The organism is Actinoplanes sp. CA-131856, from assembly GCF_050956135.1.
In the GTDB taxonomy this organism is placed as follows: Bacteria; Actinomycetota; Actinomycetes; order Mycobacteriales; family Micromonosporaceae; genus Actinoplanes.
The window spans coordinates 553012-567599 of the sequence record NZ_CP191849.1 but is presented as its reverse complement, the minus strand read 5'-3'; the positions used below and the strand labels follow the sequence as shown (position 1 = coordinate 567599).

General features: G+C 70.5%; 14 protein-coding genes. 3 read left to right on the top strand and 11 right to left on the bottom strand.

Translation table 11 applies throughout. The features are described from left to right. The first annotated feature begins 31 nt into the window (after positions 1 to 31). Positions 32 to 553: a SigE family RNA polymerase sigma factor gene (locus ACQP2X_RS02665; protein ID WP_498694110.1), complete on the top strand. Its 522-nt coding sequence runs from the start codon at positions 32 to 34 to the stop codon at positions 551 to 553. Continuing rightward, a complete protein-coding gene (locus ACQP2X_RS02660; RefSeq protein ID WP_498694109.1) occupies positions 546 to 1154 on the top strand; it encodes a LytR C-terminal domain-containing protein in 609 nt (202 codons plus the stop codon). Before ACQP2X_RS02665 ends, ACQP2X_RS02660 begins: the two co-directional genes overlap by 8 nt. Here the strand turns inward: ACQP2X_RS02660 and ACQP2X_RS02655 are convergent. Next, positions 1099 to 2019 (bottom strand): TRADD-N-associated membrane domain-containing protein, encoded by a 921-nt coding sequence (locus tag ACQP2X_RS02655; protein ID WP_498694107.1) that lies wholly within the window; start codon positions 2017 to 2019, stop codon positions 1099 to 1101. The two genes, ACQP2X_RS02660 and ACQP2X_RS02655, sit on opposite strands and share 56 nt — an antisense overlap. A gap of 140 nt (positions 2020 to 2159) precedes the next feature. Here ACQP2X_RS02655 and ACQP2X_RS02650 point away from each other — a divergent pair, with 140 nt between their 5' ends. After that, positions 2160 to 3941: an MDR family MFS transporter gene (locus tag ACQP2X_RS02650; RefSeq protein WP_498694106.1), complete on the top strand. Its 1782-nt coding sequence runs from the start codon at positions 2160 to 2162 to the stop codon at positions 3939 to 3941. Between the two features lie 55 nt (positions 3942 to 3996). Here ACQP2X_RS02650 and ACQP2X_RS02645 read toward each other — a convergent pair whose 3' ends face one another. From ACQP2X_RS02645 to ACQP2X_RS02600, 10 genes are all read right to left on the bottom strand, one after another. Next, on the bottom strand, positions 3997 to 4974 hold the full coding sequence (locus ACQP2X_RS02645; protein WP_498694104.1) for a hypothetical protein: 978 nt from the start codon (positions 4972 to 4974) through the stop codon (positions 3997 to 3999). Between the two features lies 1 nt (position 4975). Continuing rightward, entirely contained in the window at positions 4976 to 5485 is a 510-nt protein-coding gene (locus ACQP2X_RS02640; protein WP_498694103.1) for a SigE family RNA polymerase sigma factor, read from the bottom strand. A 74-nt stretch (positions 5486 to 5559) separates the two neighbouring features. Continuing rightward, positions 5560 to 6120: a DUF1707 SHOCT-like domain-containing protein gene (locus tag ACQP2X_RS02635; RefSeq protein WP_498656756.1), complete on the bottom strand. Its 561-nt coding sequence runs from the start codon at positions 6118 to 6120 to the stop codon at positions 5560 to 5562. 10 nt (positions 6121 to 6130) lie between these two features. Next, positions 6131 to 6919 (bottom strand): SAM-dependent methyltransferase, encoded by a 789-nt coding sequence (locus tag ACQP2X_RS02630; protein ID WP_498694102.1) that lies wholly within the window; start codon positions 6917 to 6919, stop codon positions 6131 to 6133. Between the two features lie 18 nt (positions 6920 to 6937). Then, on the bottom strand, positions 6938 to 8356 hold the full coding sequence (locus ACQP2X_RS02625) for an arabinose isomerase (protein WP_498694100.1): 1419 nt from the start codon (positions 8354 to 8356) through the stop codon (positions 6938 to 6940). Further along, positions 8353 to 8925: a LutC/YkgG family protein gene (locus ACQP2X_RS02620; RefSeq protein WP_498694099.1), complete on the bottom strand. Its 573-nt coding sequence runs from the start codon at positions 8923 to 8925 to the stop codon at positions 8353 to 8355. Before ACQP2X_RS02620 ends, ACQP2X_RS02625 begins: the two co-directional genes overlap by 4 nt. Continuing rightward, positions 8922 to 10349, bottom strand: a complete 1428-nt coding sequence (locus tag ACQP2X_RS02615; RefSeq protein ID WP_498694098.1) for a lactate utilization protein B — start codon at positions 10347 to 10349, stop codon at positions 8922 to 8924. The genes ACQP2X_RS02620 and ACQP2X_RS02615 overlap by 4 nt, the downstream gene beginning before the upstream one ends. After that, positions 10346 to 11080 (bottom strand): (Fe-S)-binding protein, encoded by a 735-nt coding sequence (locus tag ACQP2X_RS02610; protein ID WP_498694096.1) that lies wholly within the window; start codon positions 11078 to 11080, stop codon positions 10346 to 10348. Before ACQP2X_RS02610 ends, ACQP2X_RS02615 begins: the two co-directional genes overlap by 4 nt. A 12-nt stretch (positions 11081 to 11092) precedes the next feature. Beyond that, positions 11093 to 12448, bottom strand: a complete 1356-nt coding sequence (locus ACQP2X_RS02605) for a rhamnulokinase (RefSeq protein WP_498694094.1) — start codon at positions 12446 to 12448, stop codon at positions 11093 to 11095. Next, positions 12445 to 14475 (bottom strand): bifunctional aldolase/short-chain dehydrogenase, encoded by a 2031-nt coding sequence (locus ACQP2X_RS02600; RefSeq protein WP_498694093.1) that lies wholly within the window; start codon positions 14473 to 14475, stop codon positions 12445 to 12447. The genes ACQP2X_RS02605 and ACQP2X_RS02600 overlap by 4 nt, the downstream gene beginning before the upstream one ends. Positions 14476 to 14588: the final 113 nt, after the last annotated feature.

Sequence of the window (14588 nt, the reverse complement as noted above, 5' to 3'; positions counted from 1 at the left end):
CCGGATCGCGGGGTGCGGTGTGTCTTCAAGTGTGCGAGAACCCAGGGACAGCGCCGACTTCGATGCTTTCTACGTCGCGACGGTTCGGCGGGTCGTGCTCTATCTGTACGCGGCCGGCGGTGACCGGGGCGACGCACAGGACATCGCGCAGGAGGCCTTCGCCCGGGCCTGGCAGCACTGGCCCAAGGTCTCCGGCTACGACGACCCCGAGGGCTGGGTGCGCGGTGTCGCCTGGCGCCTGATGGTCAACCGCTGGCGCGGGCTGCGGCGCTGGGTGGCGGCCCGGGCCCGGATGGGGCCACCGGAGGAGGCGACCGGCGGTCCGTCGCCCGACCGGGTGGCCGTCATCGAGGCGCTGCACCAACTGCCGGCGCCGCAGCGTCAGGCCATCACGCTGCACTACCTGCTGGACATGCCGGTCCAGGAGATCGCCGCGACCACCGGCGTCCCGGCCGGGACGGTCAAGGTACGGCTCTCCCGGGCCCGGGCCACTCTCGGCCGCCTTCTCGACGACCACGATCAGGAGATCAGCGATGTCACCTTCGGTGCATGACCGACTGCAAGAGCTGGAGACCGACGTACGGCACCTGAAGCTCCTCCCGGCCGAGGCGATCCGGGCCCGCGGCCGCAGCCGGGCCCGCCGCCAGAAGGCCGCCCTGCTGACGGCGGCCGCGGTGGTGGCGACCACGGCCGGCGTCACGCTGGGCTGGCCCCAGCCGCAGCCTTCGGCACCGACCGCCGACCGCCCCTCGATCCCCGCCATCACGTGCGACCTGTCGTTGCCGAGTTCCCCGTCCGACGTCCAGGTCCGCGTGCTCGACGGCGGCGCCTCCCCCACCCAGCTGGCGACGGTGGCGGCCCAGCTGCTGAACCGCACCTTCACCGTCCTCGACGGCACCACCGGCCCCCACTCCGACAGCCCGGCCACCTTGCTCTACGGCCCCACGTCGATCGGCGACGCCGCCGTGCTGCGGGCAGTGATCCAGGGCGAGACCACGATGCGCTTCGACCCCGACCGCCCCGACGAGGCCATCGACCTCATCCTCGGCCCGTCCTTCACCCGCCTGGCCACCCCCACCGAGATGAACCAGAACCTCGTCAACGCCGGCCAGCCCACCGCTCCCCCGGAGTGCTCACCCACTCCGGGTCGCTGATCCGGTTGTTTCCGTTGCGCCGGGCCTTCGCCTTCGGGATCTGCGGTGCGGCGCCGCCCGCATCGCCGACGCCGAGCTGGAGGTCGAGGAGGTGGTCCTGGGCGTTCCGGGCGGCGTCCAGGGCGGCGCGGATCAATTCGTGCTGCAACTGCCCACGGTTCGCCGGCCGGCCCTGCTCGTCGTAACGCTCGGCAAGCCACTCGGCGTGCAGCAGATAGCAGTGCACGAGAGGTTGGCCGTAGTAGTAGCTCATCTGCTTCGACGTCATCTGGAAGGGCCGCAGGAAGATCACGCTGAGGAAGCTGCTCAATCCGGCGCCCACGGCGGTCAGCACGCCGGCGGTGATCTGACCGGCGAGGCCGTCGACGGACAACGCCGTGGTCGCGCCGACCAGCAGGACGAGCAGTCCCGCGGTCGCGGCACCGAGGCAGGCCAGGTAGGACGTCCGTGACTGGGTGATGGCCACGGCGACGAACCGGTCCATGAGCCGGAAGTTGAAGGTGATCAGCTCACCGAGCGCCGGATCTCGTATCGACTTCGCGATGTGGGCGAGCTCCCGGCATTCCCGCTCGCGTCTTTCCCAGCGGCGTCGCCGTGCCCGATGCAGTCCCAGCACGATCATCGGGACGGCGACCGACGCCAGGAGGAGAAAAGCGGCGACGATGAGCACCGAGGCGAGCGGGACGCCGGAAGCTCGATGCTCCAGCTGGACCGTCGCGATCGTCAGACCGGCCGCCGCCGCCAGGAACACGCAGGCGAGCACGCCGGCCGTCCCTCGGGCGAGCCGCTTGTCGTCATGGATCACCCGCGCCAGGTCGGCGTTGCTCATGAGCCACGGCGCGGGTCGCTCCTCGGTGTCAGGCATCACTGGATGGTCCCAGCGCGGGCGCCCACGCTCAGTCGGATCAGTGACCGGGGTCGCAGGTGACGGCCCTCTCGTGAACGCATCAGGGCTGGATGCGTGGGGGTAGTCGGAGGCATCGACCTAGCAGGGGGGACCCCGACATGACCGCCACCGTTATCAAGCCGCCGGGCGTGGATCTCACGCACCGTCAGGTGTTGCAGGTGCTCGGCGGGCTCATGCTCGGGCTCCTGCTCGCCTCGCTGGATCAGACGATCGTCGCCTCGGCCATCCGGACCATCGGCGACGATCTGCACGGGCTCAGTGCCCAGGCCTGGGTGACCACGGCCTATCTGATCACTTCGACGATCTCGACACCTTTGTACGGCAAGTTGTCCGACATCTACGGGCGCAAGCGCTTCTTCCTGGCCGCCATCACCATCTTCGTCATCGGGTCGGCGGCCTGTTCCTTCGCCCAGTCGATGTACGAGCTCGCCGCCTACCGCGCCTTCCAGGGGCTCGGCGCCGGCGGCCTGTTCTCCCTCGCCCTGGCCATCATCGGTGACATCGTCCCGGCCCGGGAACGGGCCCGCTACCAGGGCTACTTCCTGGCCGTCTTCGGCACGTCGAGCGTGCTCGGGCCGGTCATCGGCGGGTTCTTCGCGGGCGCCGACCAGATTCTCGGCATCACCGGCTGGCGCTGGGTGTTCCTGGTCAACGTGCCGATCGGCATCGTGGCGCTGATCGTGGTGGCCAAGGTGCTGCGCATTCAGCAGCAGCGCCGTGAGCACCGGATCGACTGGTGGGGCGCCGTCTGGCTGTGCGTCGCCCTGGTGCCTCTGCTGACCATCGCCGAGCAGGGCCGGGCCTGGGGCTGGGACTCGGGTCGCGCGTTCCTCTGCTACGGCATCGGTGCCGCCGGTCTGCTGCTCTTCGTGCTCGACCAGTGGCGGATGGGTGAGGAGGCGCTGATCCCGCTGCGCTTCTTCCGCAACCGGACCTTCAGCCTGACCGCGGTCGGTGGTTTCATCGTCGGTCTTGGCATGTTCGGTGGTCTGGCCGTGCTGCCGCTCTATCTGCAGATCGTGCAGGGCGCCACGCCGACCGAGTCGGGTCTGCAACTGCTGCCGCTGACGCTCGGTCTCATGGTCGGCTCGGTCGTGTCGGGTCAGCTGATCAGCCGTACCGGGAAATACAAGATCTTCCCGATCGTCGGCAGTGTGTTCGCGGCGGCCGGGATGTGGCTGCTGCACACCGTCGGTGTGGACACGCCGTTCTGGCGTACCGGCGTCTTCATGGCCGTCCTGGGTCTTGGTCTCGGCCTGGTCCTTCAGCCGATCACGCTGGCGGTGCAGAACGCCATGTCGGCCCGCGAGATCGGGGTGGCGACCTCGTCGGCCACCTTCTTCCGGCAGATGGGCGCCACGGCCGGCACCGCGCTCTTCCTGTCGCTGTTGTTCTCGACGGTCGGTCAGAACATCGCCACCGCGGTGCGGGACGCCGGACCCGCCTTTCAGCAGGCCCTGGCCGATCCGGCCAACCGCGCGGTGGCCGAGGCCCTGCGGGGTGGGGCCGACCTGAACGACACCTCGTTCCTGAACGGGCTGAGCGCCGTCGTGGCGTACCCGTTCAAGGCCGGCTTCTCGCAGTCGATGGACATGATCTTCCTGGCCGCCGCCGCGATCATCGTGCTCGCGCTGGTGATCTTCCTCTTCCTGCCGCAGATCCCGCTGCGCACCCAGTCCGGCCTGGCCGCCCGCGCGGCCGAGGAGCAGGGGGCTGTCGAGCAGGGCGCGGTGGAGCAGGGGGCTGCGGAGGAGAGCAGCCCCGAGGGGCGGCACGCGGCGGAGACCCACCCCGACGGCCACCGTGTCTCGGTGGCCGAGCACGAGGGGAACCACGAGGTGGGCGTCCACCGCGCCCCGGTCCGTCCGGAGGAGAGCTGACGGGAGACGCCAGGGCCGGCGGACGGTCCGGCCCTGGCGCGTTTCGGGCCCGGCTCTAGAAGGTGCCCTTCTTCACGTCGGCCAGGTTGACGCGGGTCACGACGAAGGTCGTCGCGTTGTCGCCGGGGCCGTTGGAGAGCTTCAGCGGAACGCCGGACTGAGCGTCGATGACCAGGGTCTGCCCCGCGTCGGGCAGGGCCGGCATCCCGACGGTCAGGTTCAGCACCTTCTTGCCGTCGAGGGTGCCGGGCACGACCTTGACCTCGGGCATCTGGCCGAGCAGCCGCAGCGCACCGGCCCGCACGAGCGGGTCGCCGGCGCCGGCGTGCAGCGCGTCCAGGACGTTGTTCCAGACGCGGTTGTCGGCGATGTTCACCCGCGCGCCCTCACGGACCGCCTCGGGGATCTTCGTGTTGGTCGGGGCCGGGTGCGTGTAGCCGGGGGCCTCGGTCGGCACGGGAGCGTTCTTGGGCGCCCCGGCCACGATCATCCGCTTGCGGGCGGCGTTCAGGTCGCCCGAGGCCGCGGCCTTGGCCGCCGCGACGTACTCGCGGTAGGAGTCGCCGCCGCGGACGTTGCCCGCCCTCACCTGGGCCGGCAGGCCGGCGCGGGTCTTGGCGAAGTAGTAGCCGCCCTTGTCCGACCAGAGGTCCCAGACCTTGACCACCTTGCCGTTGAACAGCTTCTGGTCGCGCAGCACGAGCGTCGCGTCGCCGGTCGGCGCCTTGGCCGTGCTCAGGTAGCCGACCAGCTGCACCAGCGGCGCCTGCTGAGTCGTGGCGGTGGTGGCGCTGGTGGCCGGGGCGGCCAGGTTCGGCGTCGTCGGCTGCGCGCCGCCGCCGGTCGTGGCCACCGCGACCGCGGCGATCGCGGCCACGGCGAAGCCGCCGGTGGCGGTGGTGCGCCAGGCCAGGCGGCGGCCGCGCAGCTGACGGCCACGGCTCTCGATCCGGTCGATGTCGGGTGCGTACTCCCGGTCCCCCACGGCGGCCTTGAGGGACGTGCTCAGGCGCTGTTCGGTGTCGTACGACATGTCAGAGGTCTCCTCGGTTCAGGACGGACTTGAGCTTGATCAACGCCCGGCTCGTCTGGCTCTTGACCGTGCCCTCGCTGCACTTGAGGGCGGCGGCGGTCTCCCGCTCGCTCAACCCCTCGAGAAACCGGAGGACGACGGTCGCGCGCTGTCGCATGGTCAGCGACTGGAGCGCCTGGAGCAGATCGGCCCGGGTGACGACGCCGTCGGAAAGATCGGGCACGGTGATGTCAGGGATGTCGGACAGATCGACCCGGCGGTTCCGACGCCAGTGGCGCCGCGACTCGTTGATCAGGATGCGCCGCACGTACGCGGACGGGTTGTCGGCCTTCTGGACCTTGCGCCAGTGGCTGTAGGCCTTGGCCAGAGCCTCCTGGACCAGGTCGTCGGCCAGGTACCAGTCCCCGCACAGCAGATAGGCCGTGCGGTGCAGCGATGCGGCTATCCCCTGGACGAAAACCCGGAACTCCTGCTCCGTGCCGCTCGCCGTCCCGGCCGGTCGGTGCTTCATTACGGTCGTCACAAGGGGTAAGACATCGCCGACCCCACCAACGTTGTCAGAAAAACCGAACCTTTTTCACGCAATTACTGCGTTAGCGAGTACTTCTTCGAGACGACCTCGACCGAGCTGAACCACGTGGTGATGTGCACGCGGACCTCAGGGGTGCCCGGCACGCGGGGCACGCGGGCCAGATGGAGCTGGCGGGACGAGAAGACGGCGGCGCCGGTGAGGTCGACCTCGACGCCCTCGGGGACGATCAGCTTGAGCTCGCCGAAGGTGACGCTGCCGGAGATCTCGATGACCGCCTGGTCGGTGGCGATCTCACGCAGGTCGAGCTCGGTCGAGCCGAACAGCGTGCGGATGGAGACCCCGGAGTCGCGCAGCCGCCACCGGCCGCGGCGCTTGTTCTCGCTGAAGATGGTGATGACCCGGTCGACCGTGCGCGACGAGCCGACGATCGGGGTGGTGGCGAGCCCCTCGGTGGCCCGGGCCAGCTCACCGGCGTCCTCGGCGGCCCAGACGGCGCCGACCCGCACGCTGAACTCTTCGAGCGTGAGCCGCCCGTCGCCGCACGCGCGCTGCAACAGCTCGGCGGCGCGCTCACGCTCGGGCTCGGACGGCGGCACGCGCATCGGTGAGGTCACGGCCTGGATCTTAGGGCTTGCGGGCCAGTACGCCGTAGATCGCGACGTCGGCGGCGTCGGGGCGAGGGTCGTCGCCGTCGCGGCGCCACTCACTGACCGCGACGAATCCCGGGTCGAGCACCTCCAGGCCGTCGACGATCACAGCAAGATCGGCGGCCGTGCGCGGGTACGCGTCGACCTGGCCGGCCTCGATCATCGAGAGATAGCGGGCCCGCCCCGCGGCGTCGGTGAAGTCGGTGGTGGCGTGACTGAGGGCCAGGTAGCTGCCCGAGGGAAGGGCGTCCATCAGGGTGCGGACGATCTCGGCCGCCTCGGCGTCGTCCTTCACGAAGTGCAGCACCGCGACGAGCATGAGCGCGACCGGCCGGCCGAGGTCGAGCACGTCCCGCACGTCGGGGTCGGCCAGGATCTTCTCGGGCGAGCGCAGGTCGGCCTCGAGATAGTGGGTGCGGCCCTCGGGGGTACTGGTCAGCAGGGCGCGGGCGTGCGCCAGCACCATCGGGTCGTTGTCGACGTAGACGACCCGGCTCGCAGGGGCGACACGCTGGGCCACCTCGTGCGTGTTGTCGGCGGTGGGCAGGCCGGTGCCGATGTCGAGGAACTGGCGGACGCCGGCCTCGCCGGCCAGGTGGGTGACCGCGCGGCGCAGGAAGCCGCGGTTTTCCCGGGCGGTGATGCGGACGCCGGGGAAGGCGGCCGCGATCATGTCGCCGGACTCGCGGTCGACGGCGAAGTTGTCCTTCCCGCCGAGCCAGTAGTTGTACCGCCGGGCGGAGTGGACGCGGGTGTCGTCGACCATGACGACACCCTATCCACATCAGACACTCCGGAAATCGATTCCCATCAAATTCGCAGCAGCTTCATAGGTGGCGGCCCGGTGGCCCAGCGACAGCGACCAGTGGTGGCCGACGCCGGACGCGCTCCAGTCGTCGACCCATTCGCCGGGGTCGCGGCCGAAGTCGACACGGCTCGTGGTGTTGCCGATGGCCAGCAGCGGCCCGTCGACCACGGTGCCTTCGCCCGCGATGAACGACAGCGAGCCGTCCCGGTCCTGACCGAGGCCGAGCAGGGTGACCGGGCCGTGGCGTACGTCGAACTCGACGCTGACGCCCCAGCCGCGCTTGCCGTGATAGACGCCGAGGCCGCGCAGCAGCGGCTGCCGCGAGCTGACCGCGAGGTGTGCCGGCCCGTCGTGGCCCATCTCGACCACGTTGTCGGTGAAGTTCAGCGCCTGGATCTCGCAGAACGACCCACCGGCCCCGGCCACCTGGGTGGCCAGCTGGGCCACGGTGGTCCTCAGCTCGTACTCACCGGTCGTGGGAATGCCCCTCGCGGTGAGAAGCGAGGCGCCCAGGATCATCCCGGCGCCGAGCCGCTCGTGCTGCTCGCCGCCCAGGCCTCGGTGGTAGTAGGCAAGGCTGTCGAGGTCGAAGTCGTCGGCCAGCCGGTCGAGGCCGACCGAGACGCGGGCGCCCCAGGAGAAGTCCTCGTCGTTCACCGACCCGTCCAGCTCGAAGATCTTGCGGGCGAGCTCCTTGCGCTCGGCCACCTCGTCGTCGGTGACCGCCGCGACCCGTTCCCGCAGGTCGTCGAACTCGAGCACCTCGACGTGCGAGCCGAAGGTGGTCGGCAGCAGCGTGAGGTCGGTCGAGACGTCGAGCATGCCGGGGTAGAGATGGCCCATCAGGCCATGCCGGGCGTTGCGCAGCGCGGCCCGGATGCGGGCCGCCTCGATCCAGCGGCCGATCCGCTGCCAGGCCGCCTCCTGCCGCAGCCAGCCGGTGACCGACCGGAACGGGATGCCGGCCCGGCGGAACAGGTTGCCGACCTCGGGCACCGGGCACTGCCCGCAATAGGCCAGCCAGGCGCCGGTGTCGAAGGTGGCGTGGTCCATCCGCTCGGTGGGCTGTAGGTCGATCACGAGGACGGGGGTGTTCGCCCGCTGCGCGATCGGCAGGACCATCGAGGAGGTCAGATAGGTGGTCAGGAACAGGACGATCAGGTCGCAGTCGGCGCGGCGCAGCTCGTCGGCCGCCCGCACGCCGTCGGCCGCGTCCGAGATGAAGCCGACGTCGGTCACCGCGGCGTCCATCTCCTGGAAGCGCTCGCTGACGTAGCGGGCGGACTCCTCCAGCTGCGGAAGCAGGTGAGGGAACTGCGGCCAGTACGTGCCCAGGCCGCCGGCCACCAGTCCGATTCGCACCTTGCGTCGGTTCTTCGGTTCGAGAAGGGTCATGCTGCCTCCCAGAGAATGACGTGCAAATGACGAGGGCCGTGCACCCCCTCGACCCGGTTGAGCTCGATGTCGCTGGTCGCCGACGGGCCGCTGATCCAGGTCAGCGGGCGCGTGGGGTCGAGACGGGCGATGGCTTCGGGCACCGATGCGACGACCTGGTCGGGGCGTAATACGCAGATGTGCAGATCGGGGAGGAGGGTGAGGATCCGCCGCCCCTGATCGGGTGAGGCGTCGAGAACGATGGTGCCGGTCTCGGCGATCGCCACGGCCGCCCCGGTCACCACGCCGTCGGCCCGGTCGACGTCGACCAGCAACGCCTCCGGCGGCAGCCATGACGGGGGCAGGCCCGGCGGCACGACCAGCGTGCCGGCACCGATGATGCCGGCGACGATGGCGGCCACGTCGGCGCCGCGGTGGACCACGGCCTTGTAGTCGACGAGCCGGTCGATGAGCACGTCGAGGTCGGCCGGCGGGAACTCCCGGCGGTAGGACCGCGGGATCTCCGGCACCGCCGGCCCGTCGGCCAGCGCCGCCCGCACCCGCCCCAGGATCAGGTCTTTGCCGCTCATCGGCCCCGCCACCAGTCACGGAACGATTCGGGCGGCGGCGTCGGCAGGTCGCGGGCGGCCGACCAGCCGTTCAGCGGCGGCGGCAGTCCCCGCCCGCGCTTGCCGACGAGCTTGGAGAACTTCGCGGCCCGCTGCGCGCGGGCGTACAGTCGGGGACGGTCCATCGTGTACGCCGCGGCCGCCATCACCGCCTTCTCGGCCGCCGGGTGCGGCACCTGGTTGCGCAGGTGGACCAGGATCGACGGAATGTCGATCTTCACGGGGCAGGCGTCGAAGCAGGCGCCGCAGAGCGACGACGCGTACGGCAGCGAGGCGTTGTCCTCGACCCCGGTGAGCTGCGGCGACAGCACCGCGCCGATCGGGCCGGGATAGACCGAGCCGTACGCGTGCCCGCCCGTCCGCTCGTAGACCGGGCACACGTTGAGGCAGGCCGAGCAGCGGATGCAGTGCAGCGCCGAGCGGCCCACCTCGTCGGCCAGCACGGCCGAGCGCCCGTTGTCGAGCAGCACCAGGTGGAAGCTCTGCGGCCCGTCGCCGGGCGTCACCCCGTGCCACATCGAGGTGTACGGGTTCATCCGCTCGCCGGTCGACGCGCGCGGCAGCAGCTGGAGGAAGACCTCGAGGTCCTGCCAGGTCGGCACGACCTTCTCGACGCCCATCACCGTGATCAGCGTGTCCGGCAGAGTCAGGCACATCCGGCCGTTCCCCTCGGACTCGACGACAGTGAGCGTGCCGGTCTCGGCCACGCCGAAGTTGGCGCCCGAGATGGCGACCTTCGTCGTCAGGAACGTCTCGCGCAGATAGCGGCGGGCCGCCGCGGCCAGCACCGGCGGATCGTCGGTGAGGGCCGGGTCGACGCCGGGCATCGCCCGCAGGAAGATCTCGCGGATCTCGGAGCGGTTGCGGTGGATGGCCGGCACCAGGATGTGGCTCGGCTTGTCGTCGCCGAGCTGCACGATCAGCTCGGCCAGGTCGGTCTCGACCGGGGTGATCCCGGCGTCCTCGAGGGCCTCGTTGAGCCCGATCTCCTGGGTCGCCATCGACTTGATCTTGATGACACGCTGTTCACCGGTGGCCCGCACGAGGCCGGTGACGATCCGGTTGGCCTCGGCCGCGTCCGCCGCCCAGTGCACCACCCCACCGGCCTCGGTGACCTTCTGTTCGAGCTGTTCCAGAAGACGGGGCAGATTCGCCATGGTGTACGCCTTGAGCGCCGACCCGGCCGACCGAAGGTCCTGCCAGTCGTCGAGCTCGGCGATCACCCGGCCCGACTTGCCGCGGATGGTCGTCGTCGCATGCTGCAGATTGCGCCGCAACTGCGGGTTGGCGAGCGCCGTCCGCGCCGCCGCCGGAAACGGCTCGTCCCCGCGCAGATGGCCGACTCCGCGGGGCGCGTGGGCCCGGGGCATTCCTAGAAAGGTCATGCTGTCTCCGTCGAGGCCAGGATCTCGGCCAGATGGACGGTCTTCACGCCCGTCCGCAGACGCGACAGCCCACCGCCGATGTGCATGAGGCAGGACGTGTCGCCGGCCGTGCAGACGTCGGCGCCCGTGTCGAGCACGTGCCGCATCTTGTCGGCCAGCATCGCCGTCGACGTGTCGGCGTTCTTCACCGCGAACGTGCCGCCGAAGCCGCAGCACTGCTCGGCCGCCGGCAGCTCGGCCAGGTCGAGCCCGCGCACCCGCCGGAGCAGCCGCAGCGGCCGGTCGCCCACCCGCAGCATCCGCAGCGAGTGGCAGGTCGGGTGATAGGTGACCCGGTGCGGGTAGTACGCGCCCACGTCCTCGACCTTCAGCACGTCGACGAGCAGCTCGGACAGCTCGTACGTGCGGGCGGCGACGTCCTCCGCGCCGGCGGCCAGGCCCCGGTCGCCGGCGGCGGTCGCCACCATCTTGTGCTGGTGCCGGATCGAGCCCGTGCAGCTGCCGGACGGCGCCACGATCACGTCGTACGGCTCGAAGGTGCGCACGTACCGGCGTACCAGGGGCAAAGCCTCTTTTTGATAGCCGGTGTTGATGTGCATCTGGCCGCAGCAGGTCTGCGCCTCGGGGAAGACGACCTCGTGACCCAGCCGTTCCAGCAGCAGGACGGTCGCCTTCGCCGCGGCCGGGAACATCGTGTCGGCCAGGCAGGTGGCGAACAGGGCGATCCGCACCGGAGGCCTCCTTTACTGACCGGGCTCGTAGCGCACGATCTGCTGGGTCGCGCGCAGAACGGACCGGAGCGCGGTCAGGTCACCCTCGATCACGCCGGCCGCACGGGCCTGCACCAACAGGTTGCCCAGCGCCGTCGCCTCGACCGGCCCGGCCAGCACCGGCAGCCCGCAGGCGTCCGCGGTGAGCTGGCAGAGCAGCTCGTTACGGGCACCGCCGCCGACGATGTGCACCGCGTCGACGTGTTTGCCGGAAAGCTCCTGTGCCTGCACGATCGCCCGTTTGTGCGCCAGCGCCAGACTGTCCACGATGCACCGGGTCAGCAGCGCCGGGCTCGCATCCGGGGACAGCCCGGCCGCCTTGATCAGCCGGCCCGCCATGTCGCCCGGCGGCAGGAAGACCGGATCGTCCAGATCGACGACATGGGCGAACGGCTTCTCCCGCGACGCCGCCCGCAGCAACGCGACGATGTCGGGCGAGCCCCACTCGCGCATGCACTCCTGCAGCGGCCACAGACCCATCACATTGCGCAGATAGCGAATCGTGCCGTCGACGCCGCCCTCGTTGGTGAAGTTGGCCGCCCGCGACGCCGCGCTCAGCACCGGCTCGTTCAGCTCCAGACCCACCAGGGACCAGGTGCCACAGGAGATGTACGCGAAGTTCTCGCCGGCCGCCGGGACACCGACGACCGCGGAGGCCGTGTCGTGCGATCCGACCGCCACCACCGGCGTACCCCCGAACTCGCCGATGACCGACCCGGGGTGACGGATCGGCGGGAAGAGCGAAGGCCGCAGGCCGAGCTTCTCGATGAGAGGCGAGGACCATTCCCGCGTACGGACGTCGACGAGCTCCGTGGTCGACGCGTTCGTGTACTCGGCGCCGGTCTCGCCGGTCAGCCAGTACGCGAGCAGGTCGGGGATGAGCAGCAGCTGGTGCGCGACCTCGTACAGCGGGCTGCTCTTCGCGGCGACCAGCTGATAGGCCGTGTTGAAGGGCAGCTTCTGGAGACCGGTGATCTCGTACAGCCGCTCGTCGCCGATCATCTCGGCGACCCGCTCGGGAACGCCGTCGGTGCGGGAGTCGCGGTAGTGCACGGGGTTGCCGAGCAGCTCGCCGGTCGCGTCGACGAAGCCGTAGTCGACCGCCCACGAGTCGATGCCGATGCTCTCGACCGGGCCCGCGTTCCTCAACCCTTCGAGGACGCCACGGTACAGGCCGAGAATGTCCCAGGAGAGAGTCCGATTTGTGCGGACTGGCTCGTTGCGGAAGCGATGCGCCTCGGTCAGCGTGATCTCGCTGGGGCCGACGCGGCCGACCATGACGCGCCCGCTGGACGCGCCGAGGTCGACCGCGGCGAAGCTTCCGGTCATCGCAGGAACGCGGCGGCCACGCCGGCGTCCACCGGGATGTGCAGGCCGGTCGTGTGGGTCAGGTCGCCGCCGGTCAGGACGAAGACCGCGTTGGCCACGTGCTCGGGCAGCACCTCGCGCTTGAGCAGGGTGCGCTGCGCGTAGTACTCGCCCAGCTTCTCCTCGGGCACGCCGTAGACGGCGGCCCGCTTGGCGCCCCAGCCACCGGCGAAGATGCCGGAGCCGCGCACGACGCCGTCGGGGTTGATGCCGTTGACGCGGACACCGTACTGACCCAGCTCGGCCGCCAGGAGGCGTACCTGATGGGCCTGGTCGGCCTTGGTGGCGCCGTAGGCGACGTTGTTCGGGCCCGCGAACAGCGAGTTCTTGCTGGAGATGTAGACGATGTCGCCGCCCATGCCCTGCGCGATCAGCACCCGCGCGGCCTCGCGGGAGACCAGGAACGAGCCCTTGGCCATCACGTCGTGCTGGAGGTCCCAGTCGGCCTCGGTCGTCTCCAGCAGCGGCTTCGAGATGCTCAGGCCGGCGTTGTTGACCACCAGGTCGACACCGCCGAAGGCGAGCACGCCCGCGCGCAGCGACTCGACGATCGCGTCGGCGCTGGTGACGTCGGCGCCCACGGCGATCGCGGCGTCGGTACCGCCGATCTCGGCCGCCACCGTCTTCGCGGCCTCGAAGTCGCGGTCGGCCACGATGACGACGGCGCCCTCGGCGGCCAGCCGCAGCGCGATGGCGCGGCCGATGCCCGAGCCGCCGCCGGTCACGTAGGCGATGCGGGTGGCCAGCGGCTTCGGCTTCGGCATGCGCTGGAGCTTGGCCTCCTCGAGCGCCCAATATTCGATGCGGAACTTCTCGGCCTCGTCGATCGGGGCGTACGTCGACACCGACTCGGCGCCGCGCATCACGTTGATGGCGTTGACGTAGAACTCGCCGGCGACGCGGGCGGTCTGCTTGTTGGCGCCGAACGAGAACATGCCGACGCCGGGGACCAGGACGATGGCCGGGTCGGCGCCGCGGATGGCGGGGCTCTCCGGGGAGGCGTGGCGGTCGTAGTAGGCCTGGTAGTCCTCGCGGTAGGCGGCGTGGAGCTCTTTCGCCCGGTTCACCACGTCCTCGAGCGACGCGTCGGGCGCGGTGTCGAGGATGAGCGGCTTCACCTTCGTACGAAGGAAGTGGTCGGGGCACGAAGTGCCCTTCGCTCCGAGCTCCTCGAGGCGCTCGCTGTTGACGAAGTCGAGGACGACGTCGCTGTCGGTGTAGTGGCCGACCTGCGGGCGGTCGGTCGAGGCGAGGCCGCGCAGGTGCGGGAAGATCTCCGCCGCCCTGTGGCGTCGGGCGTCCTTTTCCAGCGAATTGACCTTTTTGCCGCCGAACGGGTCGGGGCGGCCGTGCTCGGCCAGATAGCGCTCGGCGGTCTTGATGATCTCGAGCGAGTTCGCCTCGCACTCGGCGCTGGTGGCGCCCCAGGCGGTGATGCCGTGCCCGCCCAGGATCACGCCGATCGCCTGCGGGTTGGCCTTCTGCACGGCGGCGATGTCGAGGCCGAGCTGGAAGCCGGGCCGGCGCCACGGCACCCACAGCACCTTGTCGCCGAAGATCTCCTTGGTCAGCGCCGGGCCGTCGGCGGCGGTGGCGATCGCGATGCCCGAGTCGGGGTGCAGGTGGTCGACGTGCGGGACGTCGACCAGGCCGTGCATGGCGGTGTCGATCGACGGGGCGGCGCCACCACGGCCGTGCAGGCAGTAGTCGAACGCGGCGACCATCTCGTCCTCGCGCTCGACGCCCGGGTAGACCCCGGTGAGCGCGCGGAGGCGGTCGAGCCGCAGGACGGCCAGGCCCTTCTCGCTCAGCGTGCCGAGGTCACCGCCGGACCCCTTGACCCAGACCAGCTCGGCGGGCTCGCCGGTGACCGGATCGGTCTCGGTGCCCTTGGCCGAGGTGTTTCCCCCGGCGTAGTTGGTGGTGCGCGGGTCGGCGCCGAGCCGGTTGCTGCGCTCCAGAAGCTCACGCACTGCGGGATTCGTCATGGTTTCCTTCACCGCGAGAAGAGGGCATGAAACGTTTCAGACGTTGCCGACACATTACGGGGCTGTAGCGACCTCGGTCAAGACGCAGTTCACACTTGAAACGTTGTGGGCGG

Coding starts and splice junctions, on each gene's coding strand:
- ACQP2X_RS02655 (WP_498694107.1), bottom strand. CDS start 2,019: ATGCCTGACACCGAGGAGCGACCCGCGCCGTGGCTCATGAGCAACGCC.
- ACQP2X_RS02650 (WP_498694106.1), top strand. CDS start 2,160: ATGACCGCCACCGTTATCAAGCCGCCGGGCGTGGATCTCACGCACCGT.
- ACQP2X_RS02645 (WP_498694104.1), bottom strand. CDS start 4,974: ATGTCGTACGACACCGAACAGCGCCTGAGCACGTCCCTCAAGGCCGCC.
- ACQP2X_RS02640 (WP_498694103.1), bottom strand. CDS start 5,485: ATGAAGCACCGACCGGCCGGGACGGCGAGCGGCACGGAGCAGGAGTTC.
- ACQP2X_RS02630 (WP_498694102.1), bottom strand. CDS start 6,919: ATGGTCGACGACACCCGCGTCCACTCCGCCCGGCGGTACAACTACTGG.
- ACQP2X_RS02625 (WP_498694100.1), bottom strand. CDS start 8,356: ATGACCCTTCTCGAACCGAAGAACCGACGCAAGGTGCGAATCGGACTG.
- ACQP2X_RS02620 (WP_498694099.1), bottom strand. CDS start 8,925: ATGAGCGGCAAAGACCTGATCCTGGGGCGGGTGCGGGCGGCGCTGGCC.
- ACQP2X_RS02615 (WP_498694098.1), bottom strand. CDS start 10,349: ATGACCTTTCTAGGAATGCCCCGGGCCCACGCGCCCCGCGGAGTCGGC.
- ACQP2X_RS02605 (WP_498694094.1), bottom strand. CDS start 12,448: ATGACCGGAAGCTTCGCCGCGGTCGACCTCGGCGCGTCCAGCGGGCGC.
- ACQP2X_RS02600 (WP_498694093.1), bottom strand. CDS start 14,475: ATGACGAATCCCGCAGTGCGTGAGCTTCTGGAGCGCAGCAACCGGCTC.